Here is a 16982-nt window from a genome sequence, read left to right on the forward strand (position 1 = left end):
TACGGCTAGTCCTGATGGTTCTTTTGCTTTCTTCGGCATCGTGCAATCCTGTCATACAAACCCCGAGCTATTTAATCGCTCGGGGTTTTTTCTTATGTGCCGCTATTCAGTATGCCATTCGGTTGAGTAACCCGCTCTGGCCGTTTGAAGCTGACAGGTGCGGTTCCCTTCGCAAAGTCCCCCCTCATGCGCTGTTGAGGGGGCGCGGACTCAGAAGATATTGATGCTGTAGCCGACGATAAACTTCACGTCGTTACGATCGGTTTTATAGTTGCTGTCTGTCGCCCGGAAGAGCGCCGGGAGCAGGGTAAAGGAGAGGCCTTTCGCCATGCCGTCCGCCACCAGATAGCGAGCGGAAAGATCGAACGACACCATGCTCCCGTCGTACTTTCTCGCCGAACCGGTTTTACTGACATCGCTAACCACGTGCCAGCCGTAGGTTCCGGCACCGCCCAGGGTTAACTCCGGTAGATTCAGATCGGCAAAGTTATAACTCACGCCAAAACGAACCGCGCGGGCGCCGGAAACGTTAAAGTCTTCCAGCTGCGACAGCGTCGGCTGATAATCACGCTTATCGGAGTTCGCCCACGGGGTTAAGCGGAAGTTGTAATCTCCGGTGTTCGGGGCGTAGTTCTGGCTATAACCAAGGGACCACACGGTGTTGTCGTGGCTCAGGTTAAAACCAACCCCCACATAATATTCCGTTGCAGGATCTTTTATTTTCGACAGATCTTCAATGTAGCGCGCGCCCTGGTAGAAGAGCTTACTCTGCAGGGAGACATCCTTTGTCAACGTATCGTGACGCTCTACCTGTGCCTGCCAGTTGCGACGGTAGCCTTTACCTTCGCCATAGCCCACGTCAAGCACGGTACTGCCAAAGTTATAGACTGCGCCCACCGTGTGAATGTAATCGATGATTGCACCGGCTTTAATGGTTTTGCCGTTGTCATCGAGTCCGGCGGCGTTGTTCTGGTGCCAGGCCGTGGTCATCGGTTTAAAATCACGGCTCCAGTCGTTCTTGAAGCGGTCGGCCCAGGCGTAGGTCAGCCTCAGTTTGTCGAGGGTCAGGGCACTGTCAAACCCGCGAAAAGCGTGAGGGTTGAGGCCCCAACTGCTTTTTACGGTACCGGAGTTAATGGGGGTATAGCCCGCGGCCAGCTTGAAATTGGTGCCTGCATCGCCAAGGTTGAGCTTGAGTGCGGCAACCGACACGCTCATGTAGGACCTCTCGCACGGGCTGAACTTGCCCGGCTCGCCGCAATCGTAGTCGTAGTAAAGGATCTCCGACTGACCGACGGTATGCCCGAGTTTAATGTTGGCGTTGCCCCAGAAATCAAAGCCAATAACGTCCTGGTAATAGCCTGAAATATAGCTAATCGCCACGTTACCGGTCTGGTTCTGGATCCCGGCTGGACCCAGTCCGTATTTACCGGTCGTGGAGTCTTTTACAGCACGATGACGAATATATAGTGAGGTATTGAGATTTAATTTGCCTTCATCATAAAACGCTTTCTCAAACTGAGAAGGCGCTTCATAATCCGTTTCTTCTTCCGCAAAGGCATCTGCGGCAATAAAAAGAAACAGCGGTGTACACAGAGAAACTCTGAGTCTATGAGTTGTCATTATTATATACCTTATAAAACCATGTATTATAGGGCGAGGGATGTACTGTTTATTTAAAACTCGTGTTATTTATGAGCTCCGGGATTTGCGCACCGTATTTTTCGAGAAGATATTCATTATGTTTTGCGGAATTCGCAATGTTACCGCTCAAAAATACCGGCAGAGATTTATTTTCACTCCCCAGGTTCGCTATGATTTCCGCGAACAGGGTATGCATAATAAACAGTCCGGTCATTGAGGAAACCGGCGCGAACGGCGTTGCATGCTCTGTAAGGGAAAGCACCGCATCACCGATTGGCACCTGGTTATCAATGGCGACATCCACGCAGTCCCGCAGCTTAAGGCCAGCCTTGTGCTTCGACGGCTGGGTCTCGGCATACAGAAAGCTGGTCAGCGCCAGGGTAAATGCCCCGTGCTGTTTTGCCCAGAGTGCTGCATCGACCGGAGCGGGGTTAATCCCGGAAGTTGAGATAACAATCAGCGCATCTTTACTGGTGATCGAGAATCTCTCCAGATGCTCAGCAATATAGTCATTCTGTTTTTCATAATATGATGAAGCCGCCGCCCCCTGATGTAACATTAAAGGTTCGATAAATATTGGCCGAACCGGGGCGATACCTCCGGCACGATAAAATACATCTTCAGCGAAAATATGTGAGTGGCCGCAGCCGAAAATATAAATTACACCTCCCTGGTTAATGATTTTTGCCAGTTCCACGGCGGTGGAAGTGATTTTATGGCTTTGCTGTTGAGTAATGTCGTTAAGTTTTTTCTGGACGATATCTAAATAGCTCTGAATCATTGTCATAACCAGTATCCTGACCATTGTGGTTGGTAGACTCGGTATAACGCTTCCATATAGAAGTAATCTCCCCAGAGATTACATTCATCGATGCCTTTACCGAGGGCATAGGCGTAAACACCGTGTTTAAGTAAGCCTTCGCAGACATCATCCTCGCGGGCAGACGCGCCGCGCATTAATGCCAGCAGACATTGACGCGCCAGTGTCTGGTAACCGGCATCCGGAAAGTGCTTATGCGCTTCCAGCAGGCCGCAGACCGCAATCGCCAGCGCGGAGCTGTCTTTCGGGGCGTCGGGATCTGCAGCCAGCAGCAGATCCCAGGCGGGAACGCCGTCCTCCGGCAGGTAGCGGAAGAAATACTCGCAGGCCTGCTGCCACCGTTCGTAGTGGTCGGTTTCGCCGGTGGCCGACCAGTGAAGCGGGATGCCGAGAATGGCCCACGCCTGGCCGCGGGCCCAGCAGGAGTTATCGCTGTAGCCCTGAAAGGTTTTCCCGTGCGAAGGCGCACCGCTTGTCTGGTCAAAATAGAAGGTATGGAAAGTGGAGCCGTCTTCGCGAAAAATGTTGTTGATGACCGCCGCATAGTGGCGTTCAGCCACTTCCCGATAACGTGATTCACCGCTGATCTTTGCTGCCACGTGGAGCAGGGGAAGGTTAATCAATGAATCGATAATAAGCCGGTACTCCTGCGGGTCGTTAAGCATACCCCAGGCCTGGATAAAACCGGCGCTGTGGTGAAAACGGTTTACCAGCAGATCGGCCGCCGCCAGAATAAGCGGGGTTAGCGCTTCGCGCTCCGTCAGTTTCCAGTACGCGACTGCCGACAGGCTATAAAGGAAGCCGATATCGTGGTGATCGAGGACGTAGTGCGCCGCCAGGCGGGCTTTAAAACTCGCCACGTTGCGTTCAACGCCGTCCAGGTATGCGCGATCGCCGCTGAACTCCCAGGCCATTGCCTGCATCCCGGTCCAGAATCCGTTGGTCCAGTCGTTATTCTCTTTCAGAACGTAGCGATTATTGAGCGTGCAGGCTGAGGGGAATTTCTCGCCGTACAGACCCATGTTACGTGCGATCCGCCGCGCGCACGCCGTCAGCTCATCCCGACAGGCGTCGGGCGTGAGGGCAGGAAAGGGCAGCGGTGTGAGGCGATTCGACAGACTCTCTTTCATGATTTTTCCCTACAGCGTGAATACGCGCTCTTTGTACTGACTCATCAGCATGTCGTTGTATTCTTTACCGCCGGGCAGATTGATGCTGCGCATCACCGGCGGCGCGATACCTTGTTCCAGCAGCATCTCGATGCAGCGGATCACCACGTTATTGATGATGAAGGCCGCAGACAGCGAGGACACTGGACCGGTCATGATGTTGCCGTTATCCATACTTAGCGTGCAGTCACCGGACGGGCAGCCGTTATCGAGAATGACATCGGCATAGTCGCGGATGCTCTCGCTCGTTGGCGTCGACTCACCGGCGTAGCGGGTGATAACCACCAGCTTCAGCCCCCTCTCTTTGACCTTGCGTGCCAGCTCAACGTGCAGCGGTTTAGTGCCGGAGTTGGAGATAATCACAAAGCAGTCTGACTCGCGCAGATCGAGCAGCCCGGAGAAGATGTCGCCAATCCCTTTCAGCGAATCAAACCAGCCGGTTGGTCCATAGAACTGGTCAATGGCTTTGGTATTGACCAGGCCGCCTGCACGACCGGCCAGCTCAACCGCCGCGGCAAACGAGTGGCCGGAGCCAAAGCCGTGAATAATGCCGTTGGCTTTGACGCACTCGGCAAACAGCGCCGCCGCCTGCTCAACTTCAGCGCTCTGAGTAAGAAACACCTGATTCAGCGTTGCTAAAACATGCTGATAATACTGCTGCTGATGTGGTGACATCCCTTATCCCTTATCGGCTTTTAAAAACGTGGTGATACAGGCGTTCGGCTCTTCCGGCGTCATCTGCGCCGTCACCGCCACGCCTTTTTCCAGCAGCGCGTTGATGGCCGCGATCTCAGCATCGTTGACGCTGACCGAGCGTTTGATCTGGCGGCGATCGTCTTTGTTGGACATATTGCCGATATTGAGCTGGGGGAGGGCAATCCCGGCGTTCATCAGCTTCAGCGCCAGCTCCGGGGTCTTCAGCAGGATCAGTACGCGCTGACCGTCGTAGTTGCCGGCGAGGATATTGGCGCTGGCTTTCTCAAAAGAGAGAATAGAGGTGTTGCAGCCTTCCGGGGCTGCACTGCGCAGCAGCATTTTCTCTACATCGTTTGCAGCTACGGCGTCGTCAATCACCATAATACGGTTGGCGTTGAAGTGGCTTACCCAGCGGGTGGCCACCTGGCCGTGGATCAGCCGGTCATCGACACGAATATGCACAATACCTTTCATGATAAATTCCTTAAATCAATGTGTTACTTAACCGAGAATATTCAGGTTGTAGCCGATAATACCTAAAGCAATCAGGACAAAAATGACGCGAGTCGAGTTCATCTTTTTGAGCCCCAGCAGCCAGTAGGTGAACCCCACAACCAGCAGCGGAATAAGCCCGGGCATAATCTGGTCGGCAATGCTCTGCAGCTTGAGCGATACTTCGCCGTAGCTGAATTCGAAATTAAGATTCGCCTTCACCACCGAGGGGATAAGCGCCCCGATAACCGTCAGCCCGAGAATATTGGCTGCGCGGGTAATTTTGTTGAGGCTATTGGTCAAAGACCCCAGCAGGTTGACCCCTTCCTGATACCCCGTGCTGATGCTAAAGCGCATAAACAGCATGCGAACCAGGGCGAACAGTAGCCAGAGGACAAGCCCCACCGGGTTGCCCTGCAGCGCGAGGTACGAAGCGACAGAACCGATAATGGTGGTCGGAATAACAAAGAACAGCGTATCTCCGATGCCCGCCAGCGGTCCCATCAGACCGGTTTTGATTCCGGCAACCGCATCTTTGCCCGCAAGCCCGGTCTGCTCTTCCAGGGCGATGTTCACCCCGAGGATCCCCGGCGCCATGGTGTTGTTGGTGTTAAAGAACTGGCTGTGTACCTTCGCCGCATCCTTCAGCTCTTCGGGTTTTGCGTACTTTTTCTCAAGGAACGGATAGATGCTGTACAGATAGCCCAGACCCTGCATTTTTTCGTAGTTCCAGCCAGACTGACCGAACAGGAACCAGCGCCAGAACACGCGTTTTAGTACTTTATTCATCGCCCATTGCTCCATTTGCCGGGGATTCGGTAGTTTGCGTTACCTGTTTTTCTGAGTTGAAGACGTAAAGCGCAATTGCCAGGCCCAGCAGCGCGGCGCCCAGCACCGGCACTTTCAGATAGGCCGCCAGGAAAAAGCCCAGAATAAGAAACGAGATGTTCTTCTTAATCGGTAAATAGCGCAGCAGGATGGAGATACCCAGCGCAGGCAGTAGGCCACCGGCGACTTTAAGACCGTTCATGATGGACGCGGGGATCCAGGTCACGACGTCATTAACGAAGGTTGCCCCGAGGATCAGCGCCAACAGCACCGGCAGCATACGCGAGAGCGAAATAGGCACCTGGCCCAGCAGGTTCATCCTGGCCGCCGCCTTCACCTGACCCTCTTCAATCAGCCTGTCGGCCTTATGATGGATAAAGGTGTTGCTGAAGCGGGCGAGGATATCCAGCTGTACCATTAAGAGACCAATCGGCACCGCAATGGTTGCGCCAAACGCCGCGCCCTGGCCGCTGATAATCGCGAAAGTGGTACCCAGCACCGCACCGGTCATGTAATCCGGGATCGACGCGCCGCCGAAGTTGCCCACGCCCAGTACCAGCAGGTTCAGGGTGCCGCCGACGATAAGCCCGGTGGTCATATCGCCCATAATGAGACCGGCAAAGAAGCCCGCCATGCTCGGTTTCACTAACCCAAGCGTCGTGTTGTTGCCGTCGTATATCGCCAGCCCTGAATAAAGCGTCAGTAACGCTATCTGCCAGACCGCAATGTGCTCCATTTTTTACTCGTCTCCGTCATCTGTGTGGGCGGCAAGCGCTGCCTGCTGTAAATGGTAAATACCATCACGCGCCGTAGTTATTATTTCATTCAGCGAGGCTGGCGAGTGACTTTCATCAATTGCCATCGCCATTTCCAGAATTAAGTTTAAATTCATCCCAGAGAGCAGGGTGATATTATTCCATAGGTTGTTAGTGACAATAATCTCCATTGCGGAGTTATATGGCGAACCACTTTTTAAATCAGAGAGGATAATAATTTTGGATTCTGCTGTGCTAAGGATGGTGATTTTATCGAGAAGTTCCTGTTTAAATACTGCTATCCCTTTCTCACCATCCAGTTCAACTACATGAAGGTTTGGCTGCGCTCCGAGTATTAATTCTGTGGCCTGTCTGGCACCGCTGGCGAAACCCCCATGAGAGATTAATAATAATTGGTTCATCCTGCCCCCTTATCTGGCGTTCTTATTTCAATATAAAATGATTCTAACCGTTTCCAGGTCTCAATATATTCAATCACCTGACCTTGCTCGTCGTGGGTGTAGCGTTTCATCATGATAACGGGCTGGTGAGCCGTGAGCTCAAGGTGCTGCAGGACTTCTGGCGCAGCATCGGTCAGGGCACAGATGGTCTGCCGATAGGGCATGGTGTACATATCAAGACCATTGTTAACCTTAAAAGCCTCATAAATAGAGCTGAGTGCCGAATTCTTAATCGTCAATTGACTGGCGAAGTAGCGGGCCGGAATATGCGAAATCTGTAATGCATAAGGTTTGTTATTATCAAACTTTAAGCGCGCAATATGATAATATTTTTCATCATCATTTAACCCGAGTTTTTCTTTAATACACGGATCGTTTTCCAGTTCACAGGCGATAACTTTAACCGACTGCATGCCTTTTAAATCGTTATCTGATTCTGAGAAAACAATGTTCTCATTTCGTTTGGCTTTCGAAACAAAAGTGCCTTTACCCTGATAACGAATCAGGTAGCCTTCATTCACCATTTCGTGAATAGCGCGAATAACCGTGGCGGAACTGACGGAGTAACGCTCTTTTAATTCCGACTCACTGTAGAATTTTTCCCCGGGTTTAAAAGTACCGTTTCTTATTTCATCTAACAGTGCTGCCTTTATCACCTGGTATTTCGTTGACTGTGCCGTTGCTTTCATTGTTTCGCCAGTTTCTGTTTACATTTATTTTATTTCGTAGGCTTACGATACCCGTACCTGATTGTCCGATCAACCTCTCAACTCAACTTAACCGGTTAACCTGTTAAGTTATTTCCTGGACTGTGATGCATTTCGCAATTTCGCCCCGACGGAGGGGGCAGGGGCGAGGAATTTTTGCCGCACCGGCCGGGCGTGAACGCAAACTGATTGCCGCGCTATTGCGCTGGCGAGCTGAGAAAACGGAGCGCCCGCATTCAACAACCCCGGCCAGTACATCGCACGGGGTTTTCTTTTTATAGGGCGCCATCGTGGTGCTTGCGTGCCCTAACGCAGCTGCGCGCAGGCCCCGGCAATCCGCTGGCAGGCCTGCGCCAGCAGCCCATCTTCTACCGCGTAGGCAATACGTAAATATCCCGGCATTCCGAACGCGGAACCGTGTAACACGGCCACCTGAGTGTGTTCTAGCAGCCAGTTCGCCAGCCCGCTGTCGTCGCGGAGGGTTTCGCCGCCAGGGGTCACCCGCCCAATGAGCTGCTGGCAGTTGGCAAAGACATAGAATGCGCCCTGGGGGATGCCCGCGCTCAGGCCCTCGGTGGCGGCAATCATCCCCAGCACCTGCTGGCGACGTTTATCCAGCGTCTGCAGCCAGCCGTCGAAGAAATCCGCCGAATGGTTAAGGGCCGCGACCGCCGCCGCCTGCGAAATGCTGCTGGGATTGGAGGTGCTTTGTGATTGCAGGATCTGCATGGCGGCAATCAGCCACTGCGGCCCACCCGCATAGCCCAGACGCCAGCCGGTCATGGCGTGGCTTTTGGAGACCCCGTTCACCGTCAGGGTGCGCGAAACCAGCTGCGGCGCGGCCTGAGCAAAAGTGATAAACGGGACATTGTCGTAACGCAGCGGCTCGTAAATGTCGTCGGCCATCACCAGCACCTGCGGGTAATCCGCCAGGACCTCTGCCAGCGCGCGCAGTTCCCGTTCGCTGTATATCGCCCCGGTCGGGTTACCCGGCGAGTTGAGAACCAACCAGCGCGTTGACGAGGTGAGGGCGGCGGCCAGTTGTTCCGGCGTCAGCTTCCAGCCGTGTTGTTCATCACAGGGCACAATCACCGGTTCACCGTCGGCCAGAGAGACCATATCCGGGTAGGAGACCCAGTAGGGGGCGGGAATAATCACCTGCTGCCCGGCGTCCAGGGTTGCCAGAAAGGCATTGAAAATGAGCTGCTTGGCGCCGCTCCCGGCGATGATCTCCTCCGCGCGGTAGTGCAGCTGGTTGTCGCGCGCGAACTTGGCGGCAATCGCCGACTTCAACGCTGCGGTGCCGGAAACGGCGGTATACTTAGTCTGGTGATGCACGATAGCTTCAATGCCCGCATAGCTAATATGGGCCGGGGTAGCAAAATCCAGTTCCCCTTCGCCCAGGTTGATAACCTGCTTGCCTGCGGCTTCCAGCGCCCGTACCCGGTCAGAAATGGCCGCCGTCGGTGAAGGGCGTACGGAAAGCATACGACGGGCGATTTGACTGTTATTCATAAATCCTCTTTTGTATCTAATGAATCAATTAATACAATTGGGTACCCAACATCAGCAGGAAACTCGCCGTGTCACCGATCTTTATTCTCGATAACAGCTCCGTCCCCGCCCGCTACGGTATCACCGCCAGCCTGTGGGCTAATCGTCTTGGGTTGCCCCTCTGGAGCCTTCGCCCCGACTTCGCCGGGGACGTTCCCGATAGTCATCAGCACGTCATTCGCGCAGGGTACTGCGTGACCAGCGGTCTCTGGCGCAGCGATACGCTGCGTGAAGAGGTGCGCGATATCGCCAGCCTGCCGCCATCAGACGCCGTTATTGTGCTGTCGTCCTCGCAGGCGCCGCTTATTGCCGACCTGCCGGGCCAGCGGCTTTACAGCGATGACAGCAACCACCGCCTGACGCTCAGCGACGGGCAACACACGCTGTTAGCGCTCACCCCCGACCGCTATGGCCGCTGGGATGCCGGGAGACCGTCGTCCGCCAGGGCGTCCTTGCGCATCGCGCTTATTGGCCGCGAGGCGGACCACCGTCTGGTCTATCCCGCCACGCTCGGCTCACTGGGCGATGCCGCGGCGTCGCTGGGGCTGAACCTGGATGTCCATTTCTTCGCGCCGGTCAGTCTGTCCGCCGAGTTACACGAACTTCACCTCTTCCAGGGCGTGGTGCTGCCAGGCGGTTCCTCAATGGCGGCGGTCAACGGACAAATCCGCGTGGCGGAAGATACGCTTAACCGCGGGCAGCCAACGCTGGGGTTGTGCCTGGGAATGCAGAGCATGATGACTGCTGCCGTGCGCCGGAGTCCGGGTTTCGAATCGGCCATTCCCGCGGAAGTCGCTCCGCATGAGGCTCTGCACAGCTTTGTTCCCTTTGCCGATGGTCGTCATCGCTGCGGTGTATTCCCTTTTTCCTCGGGGCTTATCCCCGGCGATGTCCACGAAATGCACTACAACCATCGCTACTGCTTCAACACCGACTTATTGCCGGCGCTGTCCCCCGGCGGGGTCAGCGTGAGCGCGCAACGCGACGGTATCGTGGAGGCCGTTTCCCAGCCTGAGCTGCCGTTCTGGCACGGGGTTCAGGGGCATCCGGAACTGATGTCCCGCCCGGATGCGCCCCATCCGCTGTTCGTCGCGTTTCTAAAGGTGGCGCTTAACGCGCCAGCGTAACCCCGCTGCGATGGTCGCTGGCAAGCGCCTGCATGACGCGGGTCAGCTCTGCCAGCGCCGCGTCGCCGATCGGCTTTAACGGTGCGCGTACGGTGCCGCCGTTAAAGCCGCGCAGCGCCATCGCCGCTTTCACCAGCTGCGGCTGCCCGTATTTGCGCGCCAGCGCTCGATACGCGTACCACAGCTGATGCAAATCGCGGGCAGTGGCGGCATCGCCCCGTTCCACGGCGCGGAAGGTATTGACGATCAGCTCCGGCAGCGCGCCGCTGTTGGTCGTGCTGATGCCGTCAAACCCGGCCATCATCGGTCCGAGGAAAGCCAGATCGGAGGCGCAGAACAGGCGCAGACGCCCGCGCAGGCGGTTGGCAATCTGGTCGATGGCGGTGGGGTTGAGATCGCCCTGTTTGATGCCGACCACATTCGGGATCTCTGCCAGCCGTTCCAGCAGCGTCGGGGAGAGGGTAATGCCGATGCCCGGCGCGTTGTACACCAGAATGCCGGTTTTGGATAACGGTGCCATCTCATTGAAGTAGCTGACGATCTGTTCGTCAGTGATTTCGCTAACAAAGGGCGCGGTGACCATCGGCAGGCCGCCCAACTCGCTTGCCAGAACGGTCAGCTCGCGGGCGTCGCGCGGATCGGAACTGGCGCTGCACAGCATTACCGCCACGCGGTCATCCACGCAGGCCATCACTTCATGAAACAATTCGCGGCGCTCTTCGACGGTCATTACCGGGAACTCGCCGTAGGTGCCGCCAATCAGCAGGCCGTCATAGCCCAGACCAATCACGCGTTCGATGTTTTCACGCAACGCCGGGTAGTCGATCGCGCCGCTGGCGTCGAACGGGGTGACGGTGATGTTGAAAATACCGCGCAGGCGTTCACGACACTCATTGATATCTTTCATCTTTCTTTCCTTACAGCAGTGTTAATGGGCGAGCCAGGGAACCCAGCTGGCGATATCCGGTTTCAGTCACCACCACGGTTTCGCTGACGCCGACGGTGAATTGACCGTAGATACGCAGGGCCGGTGGGATGTGGAAAGTCATTCCTGGCTGCAGCTCGGTGGTGACGCCGCTGTAAAGGCTAAGGATGCCGCCTTCGCCCCAGTCCGGCGCAAAGGCGATGCCGATGGAGTAACCGGTGCGTTTTTTGAAATTTCCAGTGAAACCGGCGCGGTCGATCACCTTCTGGCAGGCCAGGTGCGGCGCTTCGCAGGTAGCGCCCGGACGAATGGCGTCGAGGGAGGCCTGCAGGGCTTCCTGACAAACTTTTTCCATTTCGATGGCGATAGCGGGCGGGCGGCCCAGCCAGGCGGAGCGCATCATCGCGGCGTGGTAGCGATCGTGGGCGGCAGACATCTCCAGAAAAACCGGGTCGTTATCCTGCATCACCCGACGTCGCCATGTGCCGTGCGGCACGCCGCTTCGCGGGCCGGTTGAGACCAGCGGTTCCATACCGACATACTCGGAACCGGCGGCAATGGCGGCCCCCATCATCGCCGAGACCAGCGCGTTTTCGTCTGCGCCGCTGCGAATCGCCGCCATCCCGGCGCGCATACCCGCATCGACATAGCGGGCCGCGGCGGCGATTTTTTCCACCTCCGCGGCCGACTTCACCGCGCGCAGCGGTTCGATGACGCCAGCCGTATCGGCAATCGCGCCGAGCTTAGACTGCAGGGCTTCATACACGGCAATCGGCAGGAACCAGCCGCGTTTATCCAGTCCTATGCGCTTATTGAGCCAGCCGCGCTGTTGCAGCATAGCCACCAGAAAATCCACCGGGTTATCGCCATCCTGGTAAATAGCGGCATCTGAAATAAAGGTGTTGGCGATAAAGTTAAAGTATTCGAGCTGACGAATCACAAAGACCGGATCCCCTTCTACCGGCAGCAGCAGCGCCTGAAAGGTGTAATATCCCGGCGTTTGCTGACCGGTAAGCCAGAAAATGTTTTCTGGTCCGGTAACAATCATGACGTCCACGCCCGCGCTGCTTAAGCGTTCGCGGGTACGTCGAATGCGTTGCGCATATTCGTCAGCGCTAAAGGCGGACTCACTGCCCTGAATCACATTGTTAACATCTTGCATCGTTAAACTCCTGGAGTAAGTTGGCCTGCGCGGCATTGAACTGCACGCCCAGACCGGGAGAGTCGTTGACGGTGACCCGTCCATTGCGGTATTCCAGCCCGCTGACGGGATCATCCGTTAAGCCATCGGCACCATACAGTTCGGCAAATGCCGGTTGCACCACCCGGCAAAGCTGGAGCGCGGCGGCGGTGGCAGCATGGCCTTCATTCATCTGACCAATCATGAACGGCACGTCGGCGCGCCGCAGACGGCGGGCGGCGGCAAGCGTCGGAGCGAGGCCGCCCAATTTCACCAGCTTGAGATGCCCCCACAGCGCGCCTTTGGCGGCGATCAGCCGGGTGATGGCTGCGTCGCTATTGAGACTTTCATCGAGCATGATCGGGATGCCGTAGCCGTACAGTTCGGCAAGCTGGCTGTCGTATACCGGGCTTAACGGCTGTTCGATATAGCTGAGATTCAGCGCTCGCAGAGAGGGGAACGCTGCGTGAGCCTGTGCCAGCGACCACTGGCCGTTCACGTCAATCGCCAGCGAAATCTGCTGGCCAAACCGCTGACGCAGCCTTTGCAGGCGGGCCAGGTCGGTGGCGAAATCCGCTACGCCCGTGCGTAACTTCAGCTCGGTGAAACCGCGATCGACATAGCGTTGCGCCTGCTCCAGCATCCGCGACTCGCTGCTCCAGAACAGGGTTTGATTGGTGCGCCAGGCGGGCAGGCCAGCTTGCGCCCCCAGCCAGGCGGCAACGCTTACCCCCTCCTGACGCGCCAGCAGATCGTGCAATGCCATATCCAGCACCATGCGTGACGGCGGCAGCAGCGTGGGGTCCTCATCATGCAGCGCGGTAAGTAGCGCCGCGGGCTGCCGGCGCCAGTCCCAACGGCTGAGGATTTGAAGCAGGTTGTTCAGCACCTGCTCTTCGCTATAGCCATGCAGGTAGCGAATATTGAGCCGCACTTCGCCAATCCCCGTCACGCCCTGGTCTTCCAGACGCAGCCAGAGGGTGTCGAGCGCCGTCACCGGGCCGGAGGCGGCGGTATGCAGCATCACACCGGCATAATGCAGTTCTCCGCGAAAGAGCTGCGCCTTCATAAACCGGGCTCCGGCGGCAGCATGGCGAGCGCAATATCGAGATAGATATATGCCGCGGCGATAAATTCATCGACGGGGACGAATTCATCGGGCTTGTGCGCCACGGCCAGCGAGCCGGGGCCAATGACCACGCCCTTTGCGCCCAGCGAACGGAAATGCACCAGGTCGCAGCCGCCCTGAAAACCAAACGGGCCGGGCTCGCTCTGTCCGTGACGGCGGCAGGCGGCAAGGCTTTGCTCGACAATGGCTTCGCTGCTGTCGGTTTGCGTCGCGCCACCGGTGGTGGGCTGCCAGGCGATAATTTCGGCTTCCACGCCCGCATGAGCGTGCGCGTGGTCGAGCAGCTGTTGCAGTTCGGCCTTGACGACCGCTTCGTCTTCACCCGGGACCATGCGGCGGTCAAGCAGCAGCTCACAGCTGTCGGGCACCACGTTGTCCGCATGGCCGCCGTGGATGCGGGTCACCGTCAGGCTGGCGTTACCGACCAGATCGTGGCAGCGGCAACGCACCTGCTGGTGGTGGGCCTCTTCAATCAGCCCTAAAAGGCGCGCGGACTGGTAAATCGCGTTAACCCCCAGCTCCGGCGTGCCGGAGTGCGCGGTGACGCCTTTTACCCGCACGCGAGGACGCAAGCTGCCTTTGTGAGCGGAGAAGGTCGCATTCGATGTCGGCTCGCCAATCACCGCGAAATCAATCGCCGGTGGGTTATCACGTACGTAGAATTTCGCCCCTTCGCTGGCGACCTCTTCATCGGCGGTGAACACGCCCATCAGCGTGCCGGACCAGCGCTGACGATTGGCGGCCAGCAAACGCAGGGCTTCAACCATCGCCACCAGTGGGCCTTTGGCATCGCAGGCGCCGCGCCCGTACAGGCGCCCGCCGCGCTCGGCGAGCGCGAAGGGATCGCTGGTCCAGCCGCTGCCCGCCGGAACAGTGTCGATATGGGTGTTAAAGGCGAAGCACGGCCCCGGTCCATTGTGCAGGACGGCGATAACGTTGGTCCGCCCCGGCGCGTATTCGCTAAAGGAGAGATCGAATCCGGCGGTCAGCAGCCAGCCTTCCAGACATTCGGCGGCTTCACGCTCATGGCCCGGCGGATTCTCCGTATTGATGGCAACCAGCGTCGCTAAGTCCTTTTTCATACGCGCGCTGTCAACCTGATAACTGAACATAGGAACTCCGTGATTAATGTAATATTTGCGTCAGGAAGCGCTGCGCGCGCTCGCTGACGTTGCCGGCGAAGAAATCGCTGGTGCTGGCGCGATCGATAATTTCGCCGTCTTCCATAAAAAGAATGTTGTTAGCGGCCCGGCGGGCGAAGCCCATTTCGTGGGTCACCACCATGCTGGTCATGCCTTCTGCGCTGAGCTCCGCCATCACTTCCAGCACCTCGCGGATCATCTCCGGGTCGAGGGCTGACGTGGGTTCGTCGTAGAGCATCAGCTCGGGCTTCATCGCCAGGGCTCGGGCAATCGCCACGCGCTGCTGCTGGCCGCCGGAGAGCTCGTCCGGAAAGTGGTCCGCGCGTTCGTTGATGCGCACCTTCGCCAACAGGTTGTCCGCCAGCGTACGGGCATCAATGCGGTTCATCCCCAGCACCGTCATCGGGGCCAGCATGATGTTTTCCGCCGCCGTCAGGTGCGAGAACAGCTCGTAGTTCTGGAACACCATGCCAATACGCTGCCGCAGTTTGTGCACCGGCACTTCGCCCCGGCTGATGTGCTGGCTGGCGAAGAACACGTCGCCGCTGTCGGCAGGGGAGAGCATGTTGACGCAGCGCAGCAGGGTGGATTTCCCCGAGCCCGATGGCCCAATCAGCACCACGGTTTCCCCGCGCTGCACCTCAAGAGAGCAGTTCTTGAGCACGGTCTGGCGGCCAAAAGTCTTATCAATACCGATCATCTCCAGCAGCGGTTTCTCGCTCATGGTTCCTCCCGGGCTGGTTTTGGTAATTTAAACAGGCGGTTCAGCCGCTTCTGGCTTTTGCTGCGGCGCTGTTTGGGATCCAGCACGCTTTCCAGCCACGACTGGAAGACCATAAACAGGCTGGTGAGCAGCAGGTAATAGATGCCTGCGGCGCATAGCGCTTCGAAGTAGCGGAAGCTGGCGCTGGCGGTCTGGTTGGCGACCAGCAGCAGTTCCTGAACGGCGATAACCGAGACCAGCGCGCTCGATTTCAGCATGCTGATCATCTGGTTACCCATCGGCGGCAGAACGATGCGTGCGGCCTGAGGCAGCACGATTTTTCGCATGATCTGCCCATTGGTCATACCGAGCGCCATGCCGGCGGTGCGCTGGCCGCTTTTTACGGCCTGCAGGCCAGAGCGCAGAATTTCCGCCATGTAGGCGCCTTCATTAAGCGAAAGCGCCAGCACTGCGCAGGTAAATGCGGAGAAGCGTAAGCCGAAGCCTGGCAGCACGTTGTAGACAAAGATTATCTGGAACAGCACCGGCGTCCCGCGAAACAGCCACAGGTAGAAAAAGGCCAGCCCTTTCCCGGCGCGAAACGGCGCTTCCTGCAACAGCGCCAACACCAGGCCCAGCACTACGCCACACAACAGTGAGCAGAGGGTAATCAGTAGCGTCATCCAGGCACCCTGAACAAACTCGGGTGAGAGGAAGTACTGCCACATAAGTTCGATCGACATAGCGTTCTCCGGTTAATGGCGAGACGGGTTAGAAAAGGGCAACGGAGTCAGGGAAGTTCCATTTCTTTATCAGTTGCTTGTAGGTGCCATTTTTGACGAGGCCCTGGAGACCTTTTTCCAGCAGAGCCTGGGTTTCGCTATCGCCTTTACGCACGGCAAACGCGATGTGAGTATCTGCTTCGAACTCATCGCCAACCGCTTCGAACATGCCCGCTTTTTCGGTTAGCAGGGCGACGGTTCCCGGCGTGGAGAGGAATTCGGCATCGGCGCGACCCTGGGAGACGGCAACGGCGGAGTCGGTAGCGGCGGGGAAGGTCATGACGTTAATGGCCGGTTTTTTGGCCTCCAGGCAGCGCTGGTTGTCTGCCCGGGCCTGGCTCTCTTCGATCCCGCCGAGCGTCACGGCGATATTTTTGCCGCAGAGGCTCAGGTCGCGTCCGGTGATTTTTGCCGGATTACCTTTGCTCACCACCACGCGGCTGCCGATCTTCAGGTAAGGCACGAAGTCGACCTGCGCGGCACGGGTCGGGTTGACGTACATGGCGGAGTTGATGATATCGAGACGTTTCCCCTGCAGCGCTGGGATAAGCCCTTTGAACTCCATCGGCATCGGCGCAGGCGTCAGCCGGATCTCTTTGCTTAGCGCGTTAATCAGGTCGATATCGAAGCCGGTGAGCTTGCCCTCTTTCACGAACTCAAAAGGCATAAACGTCGCCGCCGTGCCGTAGGTCAGCTTGCCCGGGGCGATGGTTTCCACCGCAGCATGGCCCACCAGCGGGAGTGCGGTCAGCGCGAACATCAAGGTACGCACGTGGCGAAACAATAAAGAATTGCTGGACATAGTCGTCTCCTGGTTAAGGTCTAAATTGAATTTAATGTGTCAATAAATACAATTATACGTGTGAAA

At 57.0% G+C, this 16982-nt stretch carries 18 protein-coding genes; 1 reads left to right on the forward strand and 17 read right to left on the reverse strand.

Features of this window, described 5'->3' with window-relative positions; genetic code table 11:
* Positions 1 to 210: 210 nt before the first annotated feature.
* The 10 genes from CMQ96_RS09915 to CMQ96_RS09960 form a co-directional block, all read right to left on the reverse strand.
* A complete protein-coding gene (locus CMQ96_RS09915; protein WP_024359665.1) occupies positions 211 to 1623 on the reverse strand; it encodes an OprD family outer membrane porin in 1413 nt (470 codons plus the stop codon).
* A 49-nt stretch (positions 1624 to 1672) separates the two neighbouring features.
* Positions 1673 to 2449: an SIS domain-containing protein gene (locus CMQ96_RS09920; protein WP_224233260.1), complete on the reverse strand. Its 777-nt coding sequence runs from the start codon at positions 2447 to 2449 to the stop codon at positions 1673 to 1675.
* Complete coding sequence (locus CMQ96_RS09925) at positions 2428 to 3594, reverse strand: glycoside hydrolase family 88 protein (RefSeq protein WP_024359663.1); 1167 nt, start codon at positions 3592 to 3594, stop codon at positions 2428 to 2430. The genes CMQ96_RS09920 and CMQ96_RS09925 overlap by 22 nt, the downstream gene beginning before the upstream one ends.
* A gap of 9 nt (positions 3595 to 3603) precedes the next feature.
* Positions 3604 to 4308 carry a sugar isomerase domain-containing protein gene (locus tag CMQ96_RS09930; protein ID WP_024359662.1) on the reverse strand — a complete coding sequence of 235 codons (705 nt, stop codon included), beginning with the start codon at positions 4306 to 4308 and terminating at the stop codon, positions 3604 to 3606.
* 3 nt (positions 4309 to 4311) lie between these two features.
* Positions 4312 to 4803 carry a PTS sugar transporter subunit IIB gene (locus CMQ96_RS09935; protein WP_014837995.1) on the reverse strand — a complete coding sequence of 164 codons (492 nt, stop codon included), beginning with the start codon at positions 4801 to 4803 and terminating at the stop codon, positions 4312 to 4314.
* 27 nt (positions 4804 to 4830) lie between these two features.
* Positions 4831 to 5610: a PTS system mannose/fructose/sorbose family transporter subunit IID gene (locus tag CMQ96_RS09940; protein WP_024359661.1), complete on the reverse strand. Its 780-nt coding sequence runs from the start codon at positions 5608 to 5610 to the stop codon at positions 4831 to 4833.
* Positions 5603 to 6385 (reverse strand): PTS sugar transporter subunit IIC, encoded by a 783-nt coding sequence (locus CMQ96_RS09945; RefSeq protein ID WP_014228687.1) that lies wholly within the window; start codon positions 6383 to 6385, stop codon positions 5603 to 5605. Before CMQ96_RS09945 ends, CMQ96_RS09940 begins: the two co-directional genes overlap by 8 nt.
* Positions 6386 to 6388: 3 nt before the next feature.
* Positions 6389 to 6826, reverse strand: a complete 438-nt coding sequence (locus CMQ96_RS09950) for a PTS sugar transporter subunit IIA (RefSeq protein ID WP_098066708.1) — start codon at positions 6824 to 6826, stop codon at positions 6389 to 6391.
* On the reverse strand, positions 6823 to 7554 hold the full coding sequence (locus CMQ96_RS09955) for a GntR family transcriptional regulator (RefSeq protein ID WP_024359659.1): 732 nt from the start codon (positions 7552 to 7554) through the stop codon (positions 6823 to 6825). Before CMQ96_RS09955 ends, CMQ96_RS09950 begins: the two co-directional genes overlap by 4 nt.
* Positions 7555 to 7878: 324 nt before the next feature.
* Complete coding sequence (locus CMQ96_RS09960) at positions 7879 to 9087, reverse strand: pyridoxal phosphate-dependent aminotransferase (RefSeq protein WP_098066710.1); 1209 nt, start codon at positions 9085 to 9087, stop codon at positions 7879 to 7881.
* 68 nt (positions 9088 to 9155) lie between these two features.
* Here CMQ96_RS09960 and CMQ96_RS09965 point away from each other — a divergent pair, with 68 nt between their 5' ends.
* Positions 9156 to 10253 (forward strand): gamma-glutamyl-gamma-aminobutyrate hydrolase family protein, encoded by a 1098-nt coding sequence (locus CMQ96_RS09965; RefSeq protein ID WP_049086023.1) that lies wholly within the window; start codon positions 9156 to 9158, stop codon positions 10251 to 10253.
* On the opposite strand, the gene CMQ96_RS09970 is transcribed toward CMQ96_RS09965, so the two are convergent.
* The 7 genes from CMQ96_RS09970 to CMQ96_RS10000 are packed head-to-tail and all read right to left on the reverse strand — an operon-like array spanning position 10237 to position 16916.
* Positions 10237 to 11160 (reverse strand): dihydrodipicolinate synthase family protein, encoded by a 924-nt coding sequence (locus CMQ96_RS09970; RefSeq protein ID WP_098066712.1) that lies wholly within the window; start codon positions 11158 to 11160, stop codon positions 10237 to 10239. The genes CMQ96_RS09965 and CMQ96_RS09970 overlap by 17 nt on opposite strands.
* A gap of 10 nt (positions 11161 to 11170) precedes the next feature.
* Complete coding sequence (locus tag CMQ96_RS09975) at positions 11171 to 12340, reverse strand: Xaa-Pro peptidase family protein (RefSeq protein WP_098066714.1); 1170 nt, start codon at positions 12338 to 12340, stop codon at positions 11171 to 11173.
* Complete coding sequence (locus CMQ96_RS09980; RefSeq protein WP_098066716.1) at positions 12327 to 13427, reverse strand: mandelate racemase/muconate lactonizing enzyme family protein; 1101 nt, start codon at positions 13425 to 13427, stop codon at positions 12327 to 12329. Before CMQ96_RS09980 ends, CMQ96_RS09975 begins: the two co-directional genes overlap by 14 nt.
* Positions 13424 to 14599, reverse strand: coding sequence for a M20 family metallopeptidase (locus CMQ96_RS09985; protein ID WP_098066718.1), 1176 nt, complete (start codon positions 14597 to 14599; stop codon positions 13424 to 13426). Before CMQ96_RS09985 ends, CMQ96_RS09980 begins: the two co-directional genes overlap by 4 nt.
* Positions 14600 to 14612: 13 nt before the next feature.
* The gene (locus CMQ96_RS09990; protein ID WP_098066720.1) at positions 14613 to 15353 is read right to left on the reverse strand and encodes an amino acid ABC transporter ATP-binding protein; all 741 of its coding nucleotides are present in this window, start codon (positions 15351 to 15353) and stop codon (positions 14613 to 14615) included.
* Positions 15350 to 16075, reverse strand: a complete 726-nt coding sequence (locus tag CMQ96_RS09995; RefSeq protein WP_098066722.1) for an amino acid ABC transporter permease — start codon at positions 16073 to 16075, stop codon at positions 15350 to 15352. Before CMQ96_RS09995 ends, CMQ96_RS09990 begins: the two co-directional genes overlap by 4 nt.
* 28 nt (positions 16076 to 16103) lie before the next feature.
* On the reverse strand, positions 16104 to 16916 hold the full coding sequence (locus CMQ96_RS10000) for an ABC transporter substrate-binding protein (RefSeq protein WP_004871515.1): 813 nt from the start codon (positions 16914 to 16916) through the stop codon (positions 16104 to 16106).
* Positions 16917 to 16982 lie beyond the last annotated feature (66 nt).

The sequence above is a fragment of the Klebsiella sp. MBT K-1 genome, from assembly GCF_002556465.1.
Lineage (GTDB): Bacteria > Pseudomonadota > Gammaproteobacteria > Enterobacterales > Enterobacteriaceae > Klebsiella > Klebsiella grimontii.